Origin of the sequence: Chryseobacterium gregarium DSM 19109, from assembly GCF_000430845.1 — a bacterium.
Taxonomy (GTDB): Bacteria; Bacteroidota; Bacteroidia; order Flavobacteriales; family Weeksellaceae; genus Chryseobacterium; species Chryseobacterium gregarium.
The window spans coordinates 50,810-69,292 of the sequence record NZ_AUMU01000013.1 but is presented as its reverse complement, the minus strand read 5'-3'; the positions used below and the strand labels follow the sequence as shown (position 1 = coordinate 69,292).

At 40.0% G+C, this 18,483-nt stretch carries 18 protein-coding genes; 9 read left to right on the top strand and 9 right to left on the bottom strand.

Translation table 11 applies throughout. The annotated features are described in order from the left end of the window. Positions 1 to 206 precede the first annotated feature (206 nt). Both H561_RS0114990 and H561_RS0114985 read right to left on the bottom strand, forming a co-directional pair. Entirely contained in the window at positions 207 to 2,234 is a 2,028-nt protein-coding gene (locus H561_RS0114990) for a M13 family metallopeptidase (RefSeq protein WP_027387758.1), read from the bottom strand. 236 nt (positions 2,235 to 2,470) lie between these two features. Beyond that, positions 2,471 to 3,721, bottom strand: a complete 1,251-nt coding sequence (locus tag H561_RS0114985) for a CinA family nicotinamide mononucleotide deamidase-related protein (RefSeq protein ID WP_027387757.1) — start codon at positions 3,719 to 3,721, stop codon at positions 2,471 to 2,473. Between the two features lie 113 nt (positions 3,722 to 3,834). Between H561_RS0114985 and H561_RS0114980 the strand changes: the two genes are divergently transcribed. Then, entirely contained in the window at positions 3,835 to 4,311 is a 477-nt protein-coding gene (locus H561_RS0114980) for a DUF7832 domain-containing protein (protein WP_027387756.1), read from the top strand. A gap of 111 nt (positions 4,312 to 4,422) precedes the next feature. Here H561_RS0114980 and H561_RS0114975 read toward each other — a convergent pair whose 3' ends face one another. From H561_RS0114975 to H561_RS0114965, 3 genes are all read right to left on the bottom strand, one after another. Next, complete coding sequence (locus H561_RS0114975; RefSeq protein ID WP_027387755.1) at positions 4,423 to 4,962, bottom strand: lipocalin family protein; 540 nt, start codon at positions 4,960 to 4,962, stop codon at positions 4,423 to 4,425. 92 nt (positions 4,963 to 5,054) lie between these two features. Continuing rightward, on the bottom strand, positions 5,055 to 5,789 hold the full coding sequence (locus H561_RS0114970; RefSeq protein ID WP_027387754.1) for a LytR/AlgR family response regulator transcription factor: 735 nt from the start codon (positions 5,787 to 5,789) through the stop codon (positions 5,055 to 5,057). 57 nt (positions 5,790 to 5,846) lie between these two features. After that, complete coding sequence (locus H561_RS0114965; protein ID WP_027387753.1) at positions 5,847 to 7,628, bottom strand: histidine kinase; 1,782 nt, start codon at positions 7,626 to 7,628, stop codon at positions 5,847 to 5,849. A 129-nt stretch (positions 7,629 to 7,757) separates the two neighbouring features. Between H561_RS0114965 and H561_RS0114960 the strand changes: the two genes are divergently transcribed. The 4 genes from H561_RS0114960 (at position 7,758) to H561_RS0114940 (ending at position 10,481) form a co-directional block, all read left to right on the top strand. Beyond that, on the top strand, positions 7,758 to 8,729 hold the full coding sequence (locus tag H561_RS0114960; RefSeq protein WP_027387752.1) for an SIMPL domain-containing protein: 972 nt from the start codon (positions 7,758 to 7,760) through the stop codon (positions 8,727 to 8,729). Positions 8,730 to 8,811: 82 nt separating this feature from the next. Further along, positions 8,812 to 9,162, top strand: a complete 351-nt coding sequence (locus H561_RS0114955) for a hypothetical protein (protein ID WP_027387751.1) — start codon at positions 8,812 to 8,814, stop codon at positions 9,160 to 9,162. Between the two features lie 126 nt (positions 9,163 to 9,288). Next, positions 9,289 to 9,966: an SIMPL domain-containing protein gene (locus tag H561_RS0114945; RefSeq protein ID WP_027387750.1), complete on the top strand. Its 678-nt coding sequence runs from the start codon at positions 9,289 to 9,291 to the stop codon at positions 9,964 to 9,966. A gap of 134 nt (positions 9,967 to 10,100) precedes the next feature. Continuing rightward, positions 10,101 to 10,481 carry a SpoIIAA family protein gene (locus H561_RS0114940; protein ID WP_027387749.1) on the top strand — a complete coding sequence of 127 codons (381 nt, stop codon included), beginning with the start codon at positions 10,101 to 10,103 and terminating at the stop codon, positions 10,479 to 10,481. 61 nt (positions 10,482 to 10,542) lie between these two features. Here the strand turns inward: H561_RS0114940 and H561_RS0114935 are convergent, their stop codons facing one another. Both H561_RS0114935 and lipA read right to left on the bottom strand, forming a co-directional pair. After that, the gene (locus H561_RS0114935; RefSeq protein WP_027387748.1) at positions 10,543 to 11,736 is read right to left on the bottom strand and encodes an MFS transporter; all 1,194 of its coding nucleotides are present in this window, start codon (positions 11,734 to 11,736) and stop codon (positions 10,543 to 10,545) included. Positions 11,737 to 11,909: 173 nt separating this feature from the next. Further along, positions 11,910 to 12,776, bottom strand: coding sequence for a lipoyl synthase (gene lipA, locus H561_RS0114930; RefSeq protein ID WP_027387747.1), 867 nt, complete (start codon positions 12,774 to 12,776; stop codon positions 11,910 to 11,912). Between the two features lie 107 nt (positions 12,777 to 12,883). Here lipA and H561_RS0114925 point away from each other — a divergent pair, with 107 nt between their 5' ends. Then, entirely contained in the window at positions 12,884 to 13,516 is a 633-nt protein-coding gene (locus H561_RS0114925; protein WP_027387746.1) for a hypothetical protein, read from the top strand. 87 nt (positions 13,517 to 13,603) lie between these two features. Here H561_RS0114925 and H561_RS0114920 read toward each other — a convergent pair whose 3' ends face one another. Next, positions 13,604 to 14,164: an RNA polymerase sigma factor gene (locus tag H561_RS0114920; protein ID WP_027387745.1), complete on the bottom strand. Its 561-nt coding sequence runs from the start codon at positions 14,162 to 14,164 to the stop codon at positions 13,604 to 13,606. A gap of 113 nt (positions 14,165 to 14,277) precedes the next feature. On the opposite strand from H561_RS0114920, the gene tyrS reads away from it, so the two are divergent. Then, positions 14,278 to 15,573, top strand: a complete 1,296-nt coding sequence (gene tyrS / locus H561_RS0114915) for a tyrosine--tRNA ligase (protein WP_027387744.1) — start codon at positions 14,278 to 14,280, stop codon at positions 15,571 to 15,573. 111 nt (positions 15,574 to 15,684) lie between these two features. On the opposite strand, the gene H561_RS0114910 is transcribed toward tyrS, so the two are convergent. Continuing rightward, positions 15,685 to 16,140, bottom strand: a complete 456-nt coding sequence (locus H561_RS0114910) for a hypothetical protein (RefSeq protein WP_027387743.1) — start codon at positions 16,138 to 16,140, stop codon at positions 15,685 to 15,687. A 232-nt stretch (positions 16,141 to 16,372) separates the two neighbouring features. Here H561_RS0114910 and H561_RS0114905 point away from each other — a divergent pair, with 232 nt between their 5' ends. Together H561_RS0114905 and H561_RS0114900 are read left to right on the top strand one after the other, a co-directional pair. Next, positions 16,373 to 17,011, top strand: coding sequence for an alpha/beta hydrolase (locus H561_RS0114905; RefSeq protein ID WP_027387742.1), 639 nt, complete (start codon positions 16,373 to 16,375; stop codon positions 17,009 to 17,011). A gap of 145 nt (positions 17,012 to 17,156) precedes the next feature. Then, a complete protein-coding gene (locus H561_RS0114900; RefSeq protein ID WP_027387741.1) occupies positions 17,157 to 18,482 on the top strand; it encodes a PDZ domain-containing protein in 1,326 nt (441 codons plus the stop codon). The last annotated feature ends 1 nt before the right edge of the window (position 18,483 follow it).

Sequence of the window (18,483 nt, the reverse complement as noted above, 5' to 3'; positions counted from 1 at the left end):
GAACTGTTTTTGATTTACACAAACTTATCAAATATACGAAATATGATGATTAGTTATCACCGATAAATGATTAATGGTAAAAGTCTGGTATCTAAAACAAAGATTTTATCGTTTTTCACACAGGTTGCCAAATCTTTGATCCTTTGTTTTTTACAAAAAAAACCGCTCATTGCTGAACGGTTTATTATTTTCTGACAGATATTATATTACCAGATTTTGATTCTGTCTGCCGGTTTTTTATACAGTTTGTCTCCTTCTTTCACATCAAATGCTTTATAGAAGGCATCAACGTTGGTCAAAGGACCGAAACTTCTGAAATAACCCGGAGAGTGCGGATCTGTTTTTACCTGGTTCACCATGTATTTCTCACTTGATAATGTTCTCCAAACGGTTGCCCAGCTCAGGAAGAATCTCTGATCCTGCGTATAACCGCTGATTGATCCCGGATTCCCTTTATCTTTAAGATACATCTGTAAGGCATCGTAAGCAATGTTTACGCCTCCTAAGTCAGCGATATTTTCACCGTTGGTAAAAGTTCCGTTTACGTTGGTACCTTTTACCGGCTCATATTTGTCATATTGAGAAGCCAGTGCTCTTGTTGCTTTTTCGAAGTTGGCTTTGTCCTCAGGAGTCCACCAATCTACCAGGTTTCCGTCTGCATCGAACTGTGCTCCTGAATCATCAAATCCGTGGCTCATTTCGTGGCCGATTACCGCTCCGATGCCTCCGAAATTAACAGCAGCATCTGCTTTAGGGTTAAAGAACGGCGGCTGAAGGATAGCAGCAGGGAAAACGATTTCGTTGTTTACCGGATTGTAGTAAGCATTAACCGTCTGAGGAGTCATTCCCCATTCTGTTTTATCTACCGGCTTCCCGATCTTAGCAAGGTCTTTGTTATACTGCCATTCTGTGATGTTCTGAAGATTGGAATACAGATTTCCTCCTTTCGCTTCTGAAACAATATCCAGTTTGGAATAATCTTTCCATTTATCCGGATAGGCTACTTTTACCGTAAACTTATTCAGCTTTTCCATAGCTTTTACCTTCGTTGTAGAAGACATCCAGGTCAAACCATTGATATGGACGGCAAAGCTTTTCTTTAAATAGTCAATTAACTCCACCATCTGCGCTTTAGCCTCTGCCGGAAAATATTTTTCAACATATAATTTTCCGAATGCTTCCCCTAAAGTCCCGTTGATCAGTTCATATCCTCTTTTGTTCAGGGCTCTCTGCTCCTGTTGGCCTCTAAGATATTTACCGTAGAAGGCAAACTTCATGTCACCCAACTTTTCGCTCAGGTAAGAAGCGCTTCCGTGAACCATATGAAATTTAAGGTAATCTTTGATAACCGGAAGGTTCTGCGTACTGATAAATTTATCCAGGTTTTTGTAATACCCCAGTTCCCCGATGATTACTTTATTTTCATTTACCCCGACTTTTTTAAGATAGCCCGGAAGGTCAATATTTTTAACCAATGCCGAAAGCTGTGCCATGGTTTCAGGATTATACTGAAGGGTATTATCACGGCTCTGTTCGTTTGTCAGATAGGTCTGTGCAATGCTTTTTTCATAATCCACGATTCCTTTTGCAGCGGCATCAGCATTTTTATAGCCTAATTCTTTAAGCATAGAAGCTACATACTTCGTATATTCTGCAAGCGCTTCCGTATTTTTTTCATTGACCTTTTGGTAATAATCTCTTCCTAATCCAAGCGATGCGTTACCCAGATACACCGCATTCATTTTAGAGTCTTTCAGGTCGGCATCCACGCCCCATCCGTAGAATGTATTTTCACCGTCTTTGGTTACGGAAATCAAGTAATTCTGAAGGTCAGCAAGGTTTTTAATGGCATCGATCTTATTCAGGTTTGCCTGGATAGGCTTGATCCCGTCGGCATTTCTCTTCTGCATGTTCATGTACGTCGCGTACAGGTCCTGAATTTTCTTACCTTCCGTTTTGTCTGCGAATTTATCTTTTAGAAGAGAGTTCAGAATGGTCATGGAGTTGTTGTCCGTATCGTCTGCCAGCTTATTGAAACTTCCCCAGGTTGGCTTGTCGGAAGGAATCTTAGCGGTTTTCATCCATGTTCCGCTTACATAGTTATAAAAATCATCCTGCGGACGAACCGATTTATCCATCAGGCTAAGATCCAGGCCGTTGTCAGTAGCCTGTGCGCTCACATTCTGTGAACAGATCCCTGCCAGTAAAAGCAGAGAAAGCGTTAATTTTTTCATTATTAATTACAATTTATATAATAAGTATATAATTTTTAAAATTTGTTACGTTTAGCAAATACAATTTTACACAAATATCAGGAAACTTGATTTCTTTTGCCTGTCCGTTTCTATTCAGTCAACCTTAATCTTTGAGGCTATGGTTCATATTGCGTTGCTTCACTCCCGTTATCCCGGTAGGATTGATTCCGGTGTTGAATATGATCAAGTTCAGCTCTGGATCCGGCTATATATTCTCAGTGGCTGATGAGAAGCGATACCAGATCCTGAAGGATTTTCTGTGAAACAAAATACATAAAATCCGGCCTTTCGAGATGCGGCAGGTACAATTTTGAAGTCACCACCTGATCATCAATCCTGATGCTGTAAAAAACCGTTCCGACGTCTTTGCCGTCTTCCCCTTTTCCGGGGCCAGCCACTCCGGTGGTAGACAAAGCAATACGGGTGTCGAATAATTTTTGGCAGCCTTCCGCCATTTCTGTGGCCACCTGCTCACTGACAACAGTAAACTCATCAATGGTTTCCTTCTGAACTTTTAAAATATCGATTTTCCGGTCTGTTGCATACGCCACGATGCCACCGATATAATAGGACGAGCTGCCGGGGTTTGAAGTAAGCATTTTCGCCAGCTCGCCGCCGGTACAGCTTTCTGCCGTAGAAACCGTCAGCTTTCTTTCCGCCAAGATTTCCGCCAGGATCTTTTCAATTTTATCACCGGAGGTGGCGATCACATGACCACTGATCAAAGGAAGCAGTTTCTGAATTTCATCTTCCAGCTGCTGTTCCAGAACGGGTTCATTTTCTCCGGTAGCTGTAAGCCTCAGCTTGACACGGGTTCCCAAGGGAAGATAAGATAAGGCAATGTTTTCAGGTAAAGCCAGTTCCCAGCTTTCAATGGTATCGGCAAGGATACTTTCCGGAATCCCTACTACCGATACAATTCTTGTCGAAATATAATGCAGGCTGAATTTATTATGCAGATAAGGGATGATCTGGTCTTTGATCAGTGGCTTCACTTCATAAGGAACTCCCGGAAGGCTGAACAGCAGTTTCCCGTCCTGCTCCATCATCATACAGGGTGCTGTCCCGAAATGGTTCTGAAACACCGTAGACCGTGTAGGAACAAAAGCCTGCTCGCGGTTGCGCTCCAGAATTTCCAGGCGGCCGCGCTTTTCCATGTAAGCTTTCAGATGATTGAAGGTGACCTCATCCAGGGCAATCTCATCATTGAAGAATTCAGCAATGGCTTTCTTGGTTTTGTCATCCCTGGTCGGGCCCAACCCCCCTGTGGTGATGATCACATCCCCCGTTTCAAAAGCAACTTTTATCGTTTTTATAATGGTTTCTACCTCATCTGAAATAGTAAAGATCTGTGAAACTTGTATGCCTATATTTTTAAGCTCCGCAGCAATGAAATTTGAATTGGTATCTACTGTATTCCCCGAAAGGATTTCGTCGCCAATGGTAATCAGAACAGCATTTTTCATATGTCAGTATTCGAAAAAATTCTTTTACAAATGACGGAAAATTCTCTTTGCCGGGCAATATAAATTGATTTTTTATATTTTTGAATGAAATTGTTTAAAACTATAATTAAAGTATGTCTAAATATGACGATGCTTCCTGGCATTACGGAGGCGATTTTCCCGAAGGGCTTCCTGAGAAAAACGGGGCTACTCACACGGGTATGTTCCTGAAATGGTGTATCCATAAGGATCTAATTTCTGATGAACTGAAAGAAGATGCCGAAGAGGAAATAGAAACAGTAAAGCGCAGGGAAATGACCGGTGCAGAGTTTGTAATGGAATTCCTGGACGGAAAGTTTTCCGAGCATGATTTAAATACGATGGGAAACAGCTTTGCGAAAGACTATTATAAAGATGATACGGATTTCGGGACCCGGTTCAGCTCATTTGCTGATGACTATGTAAACCTTTTCGATACCAAAGCTGAAGAAAACGACTATGAATATGAAACCTTTTACCACATCGAGGATACATACGAAAATTACGATCTGATGAAACCGGTAATTGATTACCGGTTTGAGGAATGGAAAGAGTATAAGCGATTAAACTGAAAAAATAAAGTCCGTCATTCCATAAAAATCTAAGACAACTTTGCATTAGATCCAGTTGGAATGACAGACTTCGTGTTATTGTTGTACGAGATGCTTTGCTCTTTGTAAGACTTAATTATGTTTTACCCAGATTAGCTCGCCGGTATTATAACCAAGACTTTTTGCCTTTTCAAGGAATCTCTGTCTGATATTTTCGGGAATCTCTTTTGTCCTTGAAAGGATCCAGATGTATTTCACACTGTTTCCTACAACCAAAGCATACTGGTAATGATCATCGATGTCAATGACATTGTATCCTGCCCAGATCGGCTTGAAGAATGAGACCTTCAGCCTTGCTTCTGACGGATCATTTACAAACCTGGCCTCACCTATGGATTCTTTCCATTCTTTTTTCACATAATTATAGCCTCTGTTGGCAACACGTAGGGTTCCGTCTTCATTTTTAGAATAAGTAGCCGTTACATTATCCATATCTTTTTCAAACCTGTAATCAAAACGGGCAATTTCATACCATTTTCCCAGATACTGTTCGGCATCGAAATCCTGTACCGCTGTTGCGCCCTTGGGAATTCCTACGGAACATGAGTTTAAGATAACCAGCCCCAAAATACCCAGGGAAACGGGAATTGCGATTTTCTGTAGCGTTTTCATAATAGATCTGTTGATGTGGTACCGTAAGCTTCAAAAATGGTGCCTTAAATTTGAAGCTTCATACGATATTAATTTGCAATGTTTTTGTGAACTCAGGAAAAGACTTTCAGGAAATCTTCTTTGAAACTTCCGGATATTTCAATTTCCGTATGGTCTGACAGGGTTGCCGTTCCGCTTTTATGATAGGATTTCACAAAACGGGTATTGATGATATGCGAACGGTGAACTCTGACAAACGGTTTTTCCAGAAGGTCATCGAAGTGCTTTAAAAAACGGCAGACCATTTTCTTTGAACCGTCGGTAAGGTAAACCTGCGTAAAATTACCATCTGCCTGCAGCCTGATGATATCTTCTGTTTTGACTACATCAAAACCCTGCAGGGTAGGAAGGATCAGCTGCTGCTTTTCAGGTTTCAGCTTCAGGTTTTCGAGGAGGATTTTATTACGGTTAAGTTCCTCTTTATTCTCAATGCTTTCCGCGGCTTTATTCACAGCTACAATAAGTTCCTGAATGTCGATCGGTTTTAGAATATAATAGCTTGCAGACTTATTTAAAGCCTGCAGTGAATATTGTGAAAATGCAGTAATGAAAATAGTTTCATATGAAAATTCTTTAGTTGCTTCCAATACGTCAAAAGCATTCCCGAAGGGCATTTCCACATCCAGGAAAACAAGCTGCGGGCGCTTTCCGGAAATCAGAGGAACGGCTTCTTTAATATTTTCAGCCTCGCCCGCAATCTCTACCTGCGGGCAGTATTTTGTGAGATAGTTCCTTAAAACATCCCTCGCCATTTTTTCGTCGTCTATGATGACGGATTGTATTTTCATTCTATTAGGGTTTAGATTTCAGGGATTAGTTTATAATTCATGTTAAAATTAGCTTTTCTACAATTTATAACTTATTTCTACCAAAACTCCCTGTCCTGTTTTTTTATCTGTGATGCTGCATTCAATATTCTGTTTGTAAAGATCATTGAGAAGAGAGATCCTTTCCAGTGTATTTTTCATGCCGCGGCCTTCGCGTGTTTTCTGATGCTGTGTTTTTTGCTTCTTACTTTCCTCAATCCCGATTCCATTGTCTTCGATGCTGATTTTTAAATGCTGTTGATCTTTTTCAAAACTCAGTTTCAAAAATCCTTTTGTGGTTCTGTAACGTAACCCGTGCCATATGGCATTTTCCAGGAACGGCTGCACGAGCATGCCGGGAATTTTCAGGTTTTGGGTATTTAAACTTTCACCGACATTAATTTCATAATCAAATTTATCGGTAAAGCGTGTCTTTTCCAGGGCAAGGTAATTCTGAAGCAGGTCTAGTTCCTGGTGGAAAGAAATAAAATCTTCGGCAGAATTTTCCATGACGCCACGCATAAGTTTTGAGAACCTGGTCAGATATTGGTTGGCCTCCAGTTCGTTGTTGGTCGCAATAAAATGGTTCACGCTGTTTAAACTGTTAAAGATAAAATGCGGATTCATCTCACGGCGCAGCGACTGTAATGCAATTTTTTTGTTCCTGACCTGCACCTTTTTCAAAGTCCTGAAAATAAAGAGGACCAGAATCATCAGGATGATTAAGGCACCGATCAGTCCGTAATTGAAAATACTCTTCTTGCGGATCAATTCATCCTTAAGCTCTTTTTCTTTTTCCAGCTGGATAATCCTCTGTTCCGTATCCTCGAGGATCTTATTATCGACCAGGCTTCTGTCTTTGGCTATCAGATCAGGCAGTTTCACGAAAAAATCCCGGTATAGCTGAACGGAAGCGCCGGTATCTCCGGAAACATCAAAAAGGCTGTCCAGTTTCCTGACACTTTTCTGTGCTTCCAGGGTATGCCCTTTTTTCAGTGCCATACCGTAAGACTTTTTAAACAGATCAATGGCTCCCTGGGTATCGTTTTTCCTGATGTAGATATCAGCCAGCTCCTGGATCTGCTCTACTTCCTCCCGGGAATTTTCTCTAACAAAATCTTCTTTTAAGACCTTTTTTTTGGTTTCAATGGCTTTGTCGAATTTTTTATTTTTAACGTAAAAATCCGTCAGCTTTCTATTGATTTCCAAAGCCTGCTGAGGAGCGTCTTTTTTAGAAATTTTGTAGGCATTATTTAAATTGTCTTCTGCTCCTTTGATATTTTTCTTCCTGATATTCACATCCGCCATCTGGCTGTAGCTCATGGCCAGGTCTGCCTGGTCATTTTCCTTTTCATTGATCCGAATATTGTCCTGAATGGCCTCTGCTTTAATTTCTGGTGAAGCTGATGAAAGCCTTGCCGCATCATTGGAATTGACCGAGCGGGTTTTGGAAGGTCCGGGTTCTGCTTCTGCCGCCCTGCTGTAGTTGCTGATCGCAGGTGAAATTTTGTCCTGCTTTTCCTGGGACTGGGCCAATCTCCGGCTTGCTTTTTCTATATTGGGATTGTCTTTAAGCTTTTCATAGATGATTTTCGCTTTTGAAAAATAGCCTTCACTTTTTGAAAAATTACCGTCATTGAAAAATGCCTCGCCAATCCGGTAATAAGAATCAGCCTGGGCAGATTCGTCCTTCGTATCAACGGCTTTCTGAAGTTTTTTGCTCTGTGTCTGAACTTCCTGTACCACAGTAATCGCCTGGGAATACATTGTACCCCCGGCAAGCATCAATAACAGCAACAATAAAAATTTACCCGTTTTCATAAAACAAAGATATATATATCTGCAGTCTGCCAAAAACTATTCACCAAGTGGAACTGCGCTTTTACCAAGTCCTGCGTTTCTTACTGAACTTTTGAGGCTAAGTTTGCGACATAATTTAAATATAAAACTATGAAAAGCATTCTATTAACCGCGTCGGTTCTATTTTTTAACCTTTCGTTTTCACAGGTTTCCGGAAATATCAATTACCGGAATCAGGTCCGGTACAGTGATACCAATATCAGTGTTGCAACACCTGTTGCGAATGAGAACTTTATCAGCGTGAAAGGGCTCGCAAATGTAAAAGCAGAACAGTATGTCGCCATATTCAGTGTTACACAGACCGGAGAGAGTGCGGAGGAAGTCAACCAGTTAATGGATCAGCGGATCAATTCTGCTTTAGACCGGATAAGACTTAATAAAAGTGTTGGAATCTATGTGGATATGATTTCTTTCGTCCCGGTTTATCAGTATCATGCCGAGAAAAAAACATTCAGCAAAAAAACATATAACGAAGTTCCTGCCGGGTTTGAGCTGAAGAAAAACCTCCATCTTAAATTTACCGATCCGTCCCAGCTCAATGATTTTATTGCCATTCTTTCGAAAAATGAAATCTATGATCTGGTGCGGGTCGATTATTTTGCCGTCAATATGGAAAACATACGGAAAGAGCTGATGAACAAAGCAAAACTTGTCTTACAGGAAAAAATAAAAAATACAGAGAGCCTGTTGGGAGAAAACTTTGCGGCCGCTGCCAAAAGCATCAGTGACGGGTACAGAACTTGCCTGCCAACGGAAATGTATACATCTTATGAAGCATACAACAGTTCTTCACTGGCATTAAATAATTTTACAAATGTTACTCAGGCTGCTAAATCCACCACATCCTATTACCATCCGGTATTGGATAAGGAATTTGATTTTGTCATCAATCCGGTGATCCATGAGCCCGTTATCCAGGTAATGTATGAAGTCAAATTGACGGTAAACCGGGGAAAAGAAAAGAAACAGGAAACTGTTCAGCCTGCGAAAGAAACCAGCCGTTATATCTTAATTACACCTAACGGAGAAGTCAAGGACCTAAACCTGAATACAAATCCTTAATATTAATTGAAACTGTGTTAACAATCAGTGGTTTAACATAGGCTACATTTGTAAAAACAATCACCATATCTCCTACCATCTCATGAAAAACCATCTATTTCTTCTGCTGATCCCTGTAATGCTTTTGCACAGCTGTTCATTCCTTGAGCAACCTCATTTTATGGAAACCAAGATTATTTCCAGCGATAACAATGAAAAGATCATCTATAAATATTACGGGGACAGCCGCGGTGACTATAAAGTTGATTTTTATTCCGTCCGCCAATCGGATTCAACTAAATTATTCGGTCACTCGTCCGATTACGCGCTCCTGACATCAAATATCTATTCCATTTCCGAAAATGCAGATGAACTTATCATAAAAACGAAATTATTTACCGAGGTGAAAAAGCTGGTTACCCAAGGTGGAAAATCGGTTATTTTAACCCATTGATCAAAATTTCCATAGGAATCCCGCTGTTTCAACCATTTCACCAAGTGAAACTTCCCGTTCACCAAGTCTGCCGGCTTCCCACTGTAAATATTTCATAGTTTTACTTCAGAATTAAAAAAGGAAATTATGAAACTGAAACATTTTTTATTGATCGGATTCTTTGCACTGACAGGTTTTGCCAACGCTCAGGAAGTAAAGAAAAATGCCATTGAAGTAACCGGAGTAGCCGAGATGGAAGTAGAACCGGATGAAATCATCTTTAATGTCGGAATTAAAGGAGATAATAAAAACGACCTGGCCGGTAACGAGAAAAAATTATTTGACCTTCTGAAGGAGAACGGAATAAAAAACGAAGACATCAAATTCAAATCAATGTACCAGAATTTATATTCCAAGACGAAAGTATTTACCAAAAGCTTTCAGTTTAAAATCACTAAAAAAGCAGACATGTCCGGCCTGTTTGAAAACCTTAACCAGAAATGGGTTACTAATATCAACATTGCGGAAATCAAAAATACCAAAATTGCAGAATTCAGAAAAACCGTTAAAATCAATGCCCTGAAGGCAGCGAAAGAGAAAGCGGACTATCTGATGGAAAGCATCGGCAAAAAAGCAGGGACTCCGCTTGAAATCACAGAGATTGAAGATTATACCAGCGATACGGTTTTACCCATGGCCTATAAATCTGCCCGGGTAAGCAATATCCAGATGGAAGCCGCAGATACAGGAATTGATTATTCTTTTGATAATATTGAAAATATCAAGATCAAATACAGCATCAAAACAAGGTACGAAATCCTTTAGATGTAATTATCTGTCCGGTATTGTATTACTCAAGATGCTTATTGAAAGTAGCACTGCTGAAATGATTTTATCATATTTACAATGGTTTAATTTTTGTTATCAACGTAAAATCAAACCACAACACCTATAACAATATGATAACGATTATTCCAGAAGCCCCGGAAAATGTTGCCGCTTTCAGCGCAACGGGAGAAATAACAAAAGAAGATTTTGAAAACTTGGTCATTCCTCATGTAAAGCAAAAGGTAGAACAGTATAATGAGCTTAATTATTTATTGTACCTGGATACCGACCTTGATCATTTCACGATGGGTGCATGGCTTCAGGATGTGCTTTTAGGATTGAAAAACCTGACCAAATGGAACAGAGCGGCTATTGTCACCGATAAGGAAGGCGTACAGAACTTCACAGATATTTTCAGTGTGCTGATGCCGGGAGAGTTCAAGTCTTTTCCTAAAGAAAACCTTTATAATGCATTATACTGGTGCAAAAACGGAGATGAGGTAGAATCTTAGTCAAAACCCATATTAAAAAATATTGGCGGGCTCTTCGAGCCCGCCGATATTTTTATTAGCCTCACGAAATACTTTCCGCAGTTATTTTATTTTTATCTCCGGAACCGCCACCGTATACACTTTTATACCGGAAAGCGATGACCAGCCCGATCAGGGTCATCCCTACCCCCACCAGAGACGGATAGTTATAAGGATAACCTTTTTCCAAAGGAATCCCTCCAAGGAAAGCCCCCATCGCATTGGCTATATTAAAAGCCGCCTGCATAAATGCTGCCGCCATCATCTCGCTTTTCGGAGCGGCTTTCATCATCATGATATTAATCGGTGCCGCCACAGACATGGATAAAGCACCGCAGATGAAGGTAAGTGCCAGTGAAATGCCCTGATATTCTGAGAGAAAAAATACCCCTGCGAGTGATACCAGCATTAAAGACATCAGCAGGACACAGGTTTTTTCAGGGCTCAGCCGGTCGGATATATACCCTCCGGCAAGGTTTCCCAACACCATTCCGGCACCGGCAAGAATCATTACATATGCCATCTGGTTTTCCTGTATGCCGGAAACCACAGTCATCAGCGGCGTAATGTAACTGAACCAGGTAAAAAGTCCTCCGAAGCCGATCCCTGTGATCATCAGAACCAGCCAGGCCTGTTTTCTTTTAAGGAATTTAAGTTCTTCCATAAAATGGGTGTTCTTATTGGTTTCCAGCACAGGAAGCCAGAGTTTCAAAAAGAGCAGAGCCAGCAGCCCGATTACGGCGACAATCGCGAAATACCACCGCCAGTGAAAAGTATGGCCGATATAAGTTACTAAAGGAACCATGATTAAATTGGCGACCGTAAGCCCCGTAAACATCAATGAAATATAAAGCGCAGCTTTCCCTTTCGGTGCCATTCTGGCTGCCACCACCGTCCCTACTCCGAAAAAGGCCCCATGCGGAAGACCTGACAGGAACCGGATCACCATCATTGTCGCATAATCCGGTGCTATGGCAGACAAGGCATTGAATATTATGAAAATCATCATCAGTGCCATTAGTACTTTTTTGGGAGGAAACTTTACCGAATATCCTATTAAAAGCGGTGCGCCGACCACCACGCCGAACGCATACGCCGAAATCAGGTGACCCGCTTCGGGAATACTGACATCCAGGCTTCTTTTGATATCCGGAAGTAGCCCCATGATGGTAAATTCGGTTGTTCCGATTCCCAGGCCACCAATAGCCAAGGGAATAATTCTCTTATCAATCTTCATTATTTTCTTTATTGTTTATTTTCACAGGATGCAGATCCTTTGTTTAAGAATGCAAAATTCGGCAGAAATCATCACATACACTTTAACCGGAATGATATAAAGCGATACTATATTAACTTCCAGCCGCTTTGGAGCAGCATTAAAAAATCGCTCCGAATGAAGCGATCTGTATTTTAATGAATGTGTTTTTCTGCGTGGTAAGAACTTCTTACGAGGGGCGAGCTTTCCACATAGCGGAATCCCAAGTTCCTTGCGAAATCCCCGAATTCATCAAACTCTTCAGGTGTAATGAATCTTTTTACCGGCAGATGTTTTTTCGTAGGCTGCAGATATTGCCCTAATGTAATGACATCCACATTGGCATTTCTGATATCTTCGATCGTCCGGAATACCTCATCTTTGTTTTCTCCCAGACCAAGCATCATACCCGTTTTTGTTCTTCTCTGTCCGGCTTCTTTCAGGTATCTCAAAACCTCCAGGCTCCTTTCATATTTTGCCTGGATCCTTACTTCTCTCGTTAATCGTTTCACGGTTTCCATATTATGGGAAATTACTTCAGGTGCCACTTCAACCAACCTGTCAATGTGTTTTGTAATCCCCTGAAAATCCGGAATCAGTGTTTCCATGGTGGTTCCTGGAGAAATCCTTCTTACGGCATTCACCGTTTCACCCCATAAAATGGAACCCATATCTTTTAAATCATCTCGGTCTACTGATGTTAGAACTGCATGTTTGATTTTCATTAATTTAATGGAACGGGCTACTTTTTCAGGCTCATCCCAGTTAACATCTAGCGGCTTCCCGGTCTTTACCCCGCAAAACCCACAACTCCTTGTGCAGATGTTCCCTAAAATCATGAACGTTGCCGTACCTTCTCCCCAGCATTCCCCCATATTCGGGCAGCTTCCGCTCTGGCAGATAGTATTTAATTTATATTTGTCAACCAAAGTTCTTAACTCCCTGTAATTCTTCCCAGTAGGCAGTTTTACACGAATCCATTTTGGTTTCTGAACAGTGGTATCCTGAACTAGATTCTCCATTTATTTCTCAAATTGAGGTTCAAAGTTAGTGATTTTTTTATCGAAACAATCAAAGAGGAAGATTGATGAAACATATAATTTTGTACTTTTAAACTTAAATTATTTTTATGAAAACCACATTTTGCTTCCTGTTCGCCATGTTCAATACATTTTGTTTTGCCCAAAAAGAATTTCAGCCGAAGGGTTCCGATATCATTCAAACTGTTGACGGTGACCTTGACGGCGATAAAATTCCTGAAAAAGTAATTATTTATAATACAACAGACACCACCGATTTAGGGAATATCCGTGAAATTCAGATCCTGAAAAAAGCCAACGGAAAATGGAAAATCCTGGAAAAATCAAGAAATGCAGTTTTAGAAAGCAGAGGAGGCGGTATGATGGGTGACCCCTATCAGGATACCGAAATCAAAAATGAAATCCTGATGATTACCCAAGCCGGAGGAAGTAGCTGGAAATGGGGCTATACTGATAAATACCGTTTTCAGAACGGCCGTTTTGAATTAATCGGTTATGACTCTACTTACGGAAAACCGGAAGAATATTTTTCAAGCGTAGATTTTAATCTTTCCACGGGACAGCTTATTTTTGAAAAAGAAGTGGAAAATACTGCAGAGTATGGAAAAAATAAAAAGGAAACCTACATTAAAAAAGGGTTGAAAATTAATCTTCAGAATAGAAACCAGAAAGAGCAAAGAAAAATCACACTTCCAAAAACAAAGGAAGATGTTTATTTTTAATCTGAAAATATATACACTGTCTCTAAACAGCTTTATTTAAATCTTTAATAAAGTTAAACTGTACGCTTACATAACTGGACAAAGCAATCAATTATCTTCAAACTCATTATTCTTCAATAATTCCGCCAGGACTTTTTTTGCCCGCATTACCCTGACTTTGGTATTGGCAACGGAAATCCCCAGTTCTTCTGCAATTTCTTTGATGCTTTTTTCCTCGAAAAACCTTAATTTAATGATATCCTGGTAATTGGCATCAAGCGACTCAATGGTTTTAATGATTTTCTTCTGTTCTTCGGCAGAAATCATAAGCTCCTCAGGAGATTTGGCATACTGGTTTTTAACGTCTTCCAGATTCTCGGTAGGATCCTGGGTTTCCCGGCTCTTTCTCCTCCAGAAATCGATGATGGTATTCTGGGAAATGGTTAACACCCAGGTTTTAAACTGAAAATGAGGGTCATACATATCCAGCTTCGAGAGGACTTTTGAAAAAACATTCACCGTGATTTCATCGGCATCGTTTTCATCATGAACTTTCTTCATGACAAAAGAAAAGACATCCACCCAAAAAATATTGATGAGCTTGGTCTGGGCTTTCTGGTCTTTTGCCTTCGCCTTACCGATGAGCAGGAATAATTGTTCGTCGTTCATGATAAACAAATATAACGGATTTGATTGAAATCCGCAAAGACTAAAGACTGTGAACTTCTCTACATCCCACTGAATTTATTATCTTTGCACGGTATAATTTAAAGAAAATATCAATGAATTCCTTTATAGAAGAACTGAAATGGCGTGGTCTTTTTGCCGATATGATGCCCGGAACCGATGAACAACTGAATAAAGAGGTAACTACTGCGTATATCGGATTTGATCCTACTGCTGATTCTTTGCATATCGGAAGCCTTATTCAGATCAAGATCCTGGCTCATTTCCAGCAGCACGGCCATAAGCCAATCGCTTTGGTCGGAGGTGCTACCGGGATGATCGGTGACCCGTCCGGAAAGTCTGCGGAGAGAAATCTTCTGGATGAAGAAACACTCCTTCATTATGTAGACTGCCTGAAAAACCAGCTTTCAAAATTCCTGGATTTCTCAGGGAACGGTCCTAATAAAGCAGAGCTGGTAAATAACTATGACTGGATGAAGAATATTTCTTTCCTTGATTTTGCTAAAAACATCGGGAAAAATATTACCGTGAACTATATGATGGCGAAAGATTCTGTGAAGAAAAGACTTTCCGGAGATGCAGGCGTTGAAGGAATGAGCTTTACGGAATTCACCTACCAGCTGATCCAGGGCTATGATTTTCTTCATTTATACCAAAACCATAATGTGAAACTTCAGATGGGCGGATCTGACCAGTGGGGAAATATCACGACCGGCACGGAACTGATCCGCAGAAAAGCAAAAGGAGAAGCATTTGCATTAACCGTTCCTTTGATTACCAAAGCCGACGGCTCCAAATTCGGGAAATCCGAAAGCGGAGAAAACTACTGGCTGGACAAAAAGAAAACCTCACCCTATAAATTTTACCAGTTCTGGCTCAATGCAACAGATGATGATGCCGAGAGGTTCATCAAATTCTACACATTCCTAAGCAGAGAGGAAACCGAAGCCTTAATTGAAGCGCATAAAACGGCTCCCCACGAAAGAAGTCTTCAGAAGAAGCTAGCTGAAGAAGTGACGGTTTGGGTCCATGGAAGAGAAGAATATGAGAAAGCACTGAAAGCTTCGGAAATTCTTTTCGGGCGCTCAACAGCGGAAGACCTGGTAAGCCTTGATGAGGAAACTTTTCTTGAAGTATTTGAAGGGGTTCCGCAGAAAGAACTGGCCAAGTCTGAGGTATTGGGCATCCCTGTTGTTGATCTCCTTTCTGAAAAATCAGGATTCCTGAAATCTAAAAGTGAAGCATCAAGAGAGATTAAAGGAAATGCCATTTCTGTAAACAAGCAGAAAGTTAATGATACTTTTATGGCCAATGAAAGTGATCTTATTGACGGTGCATTTTTACTGCTTCAGAAAGGCAAGAAAAGCTATTTTATTGTAAAGGTTATTTAATTTTTGATTGAACATAAAATAAATACGGGCGCGGAATTAAAATTTCGCGCCCGTATTTATTATACTGTAATAAAAAAAGACTGCCTAACGACAGTCTTTTGTATGTAATTCTTATAATTCCAAGAAGCTATAGAAAACAGATGCATTCTTCTCTCCTACTCCTACTACTTTCTTTGTTTTGGCAATCTCTCCGTCTACCCAGATATTAATAATTAATTCTGAATCCGAATACGGAAGTACAGCATTCGCTGCAAAATTCAATTGGGACTGGCTGGAGTTTACAAACTGCTCACCGGATGTCCAGGTTGTTCCGGTTGGGTTGAAAGTCGTATTCGGTGCTGTTCCTATCTGCGTAACCACCGTTTTGAAAGTACCGTTTACCGGAGGTGTGGGTGCAGGCTGAGGACCTTTGGTATTTATTTTTGCTTCGAACATCACAATATGATCTGTGAATTCTTCATCATCATCGTCATCTTTACAGGAATTAACCACTGAAATTACAGAAAATAATACGGCGAATAATAAAGAAAGTCTGAATAAACTTTTTGATTTGTAAAATTGCTTCATTTCTCCAAATAGATTTTTAATGGTTCAAATATAGGTTTTTTATCAATATAAAAATACCTTTTATGAAAATTTTCCAACAAAAAATTCTAAATAATATCAAATCAATAAAATATTTTAACGGGTATGCTTCTGAGATAACATTACATTTAAACCCAGCCAGACTTACCTTTCAAAGTATATTTTGAATTCCTGATCCTGTTACATTTAGTCTTTTATTATTTATCTTTGCACCATGAATTTAGATTACATCGTAAGAGAACCTGAACATATTACGCCTGACACTTCTGTCCTTTTTATGCTTCACGGCTACGGAAGCAATGAACAGGACCTCTTCAGCTTTCGGGAAACCCTTCCGGAAGACTGGATCATTGTGAGCTTCAGGGCACCGGGATCAACGCAGTTTGAAGGATATTCCTGGTATGACATCAATTTTAACAATCCGGATGAGTTTATTGATGTTCCCCAAGCAATGGAATCACTGAACAGTGTTCTGGAAAGTATTTTAAAAATCATCAACCATTACGGAATTACACAGGGTAAAACCCACCTCTGCGGTTTCAGCCAGGGCGGAATTTTATGTTATGCTCTGGCCCTGCAGTATCCGGAAATGTTCAATCTTGTTGCATGCCTCAGCAGTTACCCTGAAGAAAAATTATTGACCGCTATCGTAAAAGACAAGAAAAAACTGGAAAAACTCCGCTTTTTCGTTTCCCACGGAACGGATGATGCGGTGATCCCTTTGGAATGGGGAAGAAAAGCAGCCGATCTGCTTTATGACCTCAGCTGCTATTTTACATTCAGGGAGTATATGAGTGGACATGGCGTCAACCAGAAAAATTATATGGACCTGATGGATTTCTTTTCAAAATAATTATTATAAAAATCTAATGTAATTGATTCGAAGTTTTTCTAAGGAAATATCAATATTTATCCTGCTTTATTATAAAATATATAAACATTCTCACTTATGGGAATGTTTTTTATTCGGGTAAGGATAAATTCAGTACATTCAATAGATGAAATTGAAGCGGTATTTCTGGATATTTTTCTTAGGCATTCTGGTCAATGCCCAGAATTCGTTTGAAGTTCGGCATGCCAAAAAAACAGTTATTCCTTTTAAGCTCATTAATAATTTAATTTTCATCCCGATTAATATCAACGGTGCAGATCTTACTTTTCTATTGGATACCGGTGTGGCGGAGACCTCTGTTTTCAGTCTCGAAAATGAGGAACTGAAACTGGCCAGCCTTGAAAAAATAAAGTTTTCCGGATTAGGCGGAAATACCAGTATTGACGGATTCCGTTCAGATCATAATACCGGCAGGTCCGGTAAAAATTATGTGAATGACTCTATGACACTTTTTATTATCGTCGATCAGGATTTTAATATTTCTTCTCATGTAGGAATTCCTGTCAACGGTATTATCGGCTATCATTTTTTTAAAAACCATCCGGTTGTCATTGATTATGTATCAAAAAAGATAACGGTTTACAACGATGAGCTTCTTTTTAAGAAAAAAATAAAAAGTTATGAAGAGTTCAGCATCAGTATTGAGAAAAACAAACCTTATCTTTATGCTGATGTAGAAGTAACGGACGAAAAACAAAACTCAAAATTACTGATTGATCTTGGAAACAGCGACGCGATATGGCTCTTCCCCATTGTAATTCCTGGTTTCGTCTATAAGCAGCCGTATATTGATGACTTTTTAGGAAGAGGCTTCAACGGTGATGTTTACGGAAAAAGGAGCCGGATCCATAACTTTTATTTAGGTAAATTTAAGTTTGAAAAACCACTGACCGCAATGCCGGATGAATATTCCGTACAGCATGTGAATTGGGTTAAAAACAGGAAAGGTTCTGTCGGCGGAGAGATCATGAAGCGTTTTACAGTAGCTTTTGATTATGCCCACCAGAAAATATACCTGAAGAAAAACCGGAATTTTGATGATCCTTTCCATTTTAATATGAGCGGACTGGATTTCAGACAGGACGGAATGGAATGGACCAAAGACCTGGTGAACCTTTCGGCAAAAAGCGAAGACCATCTCAACGGAGGTATTGAGGTCATTAACAACGGTTTGCCTTATCATTTTATATTAAAACCTGTTTTTTCCATTGCAGGGGTACGCAAAGATTCACCCGGTGCCAGAGCAGGATTATTGAAAGATGACCGGCTGATCAGCATTAATGGCAGGAAAACTGCAGATATGACTTTACAGAAGATTATGGAGATGATGAAATCAGCAGAAGGAAAAACAATAGAGATGGTTATTGAAAGAAGAAACAAACCGATGACTCTAAGTTTTACGTTAGAAGACCCCATCCCCTATCAGGAATAAT

Bases quoted from the DNA above. Each gene is read 5' to 3' on its own strand.
- H561_RS0114925 (WP_027387746.1), top strand. From the start codon at position 12,884: ATGAAAACCACATTTTGCTTCCTGTTCGCCATGTTCAATACATTTTGT.
- H561_RS0114945 (WP_027387750.1), top strand. From the start codon at position 9,289: ATGAAACTGAAACATTTTTTATTGATCGGATTCTTTGCACTGACAGGT.
- H561_RS0114935 (WP_027387748.1), bottom strand. From the start codon at position 11,736: ATGAAGATTGATAAGAGAATTATTCCCTTGGCTATTGGTGGCCTGGGA.
- H561_RS0114900 (WP_027387741.1), top strand. From the start codon at position 17,157: ATGAAATTGAAGCGGTATTTCTGGATATTTTTCTTAGGCATTCTGGTC.
- H561_RS0114990 (WP_027387758.1), bottom strand. From the start codon at position 2,234: ATGAAAAAATTAACGCTTTCTCTGCTTTTACTGGCAGGGATCTGTTCA.
- tyrS (WP_027387744.1), top strand. From the start codon at position 14,278: ATGAATTCCTTTATAGAAGAACTGAAATGGCGTGGTCTTTTTGCCGAT.
- H561_RS0114910 (WP_027387743.1), bottom strand. From the start codon at position 16,140: ATGAAGCAATTTTACAAATCAAAAAGTTTATTCAGACTTTCTTTATTA.
- H561_RS0114955 (WP_027387751.1), top strand. From the start codon at position 8,812: ATGAAAAACCATCTATTTCTTCTGCTGATCCCTGTAATGCTTTTGCAC.
- H561_RS0114970 (WP_027387754.1), bottom strand. From the start codon at position 5,789: ATGAAAATACAATCCGTCATCATAGACGACGAAAAAATGGCGAGGGAT.
- H561_RS0114960 (WP_027387752.1), top strand. From the start codon at position 7,758: ATGAAAAGCATTCTATTAACCGCGTCGGTTCTATTTTTTAACCTTTCG.
- H561_RS0114920 (WP_027387745.1), bottom strand. From the start codon at position 14,164: ATGAACGACGAACAATTATTCCTGCTCATCGGTAAGGCGAAGGCAAAA.
- H561_RS0114985 (WP_027387757.1), bottom strand. From the start codon at position 3,721: ATGAAAAATGCTGTTCTGATTACCATTGGCGACGAAATCCTTTCGGGG.
- H561_RS0114905 (WP_027387742.1), top strand. From the start codon at position 16,373: ATGAATTTAGATTACATCGTAAGAGAACCTGAACATATTACGCCTGAC.
- H561_RS0114965 (WP_027387753.1), bottom strand. From the start codon at position 7,628: ATGAAAACGGGTAAATTTTTATTGTTGCTGTTATTGATGCTTGCCGGG.
- H561_RS0114940 (WP_027387749.1), top strand. From the start codon at position 10,101: ATGATAACGATTATTCCAGAAGCCCCGGAAAATGTTGCCGCTTTCAGC.
- H561_RS0114980 (WP_027387756.1), top strand. From the start codon at position 3,835: ATGTCTAAATATGACGATGCTTCCTGGCATTACGGAGGCGATTTTCCC.
- H561_RS0114975 (WP_027387755.1), bottom strand. From the start codon at position 4,962: ATGAAAACGCTACAGAAAATCGCAATTCCCGTTTCCCTGGGTATTTTG.
- lipA (WP_027387747.1), bottom strand. From the start codon at position 12,776: ATGGAGAATCTAGTTCAGGATACCACTGTTCAGAAACCAAAATGGATT.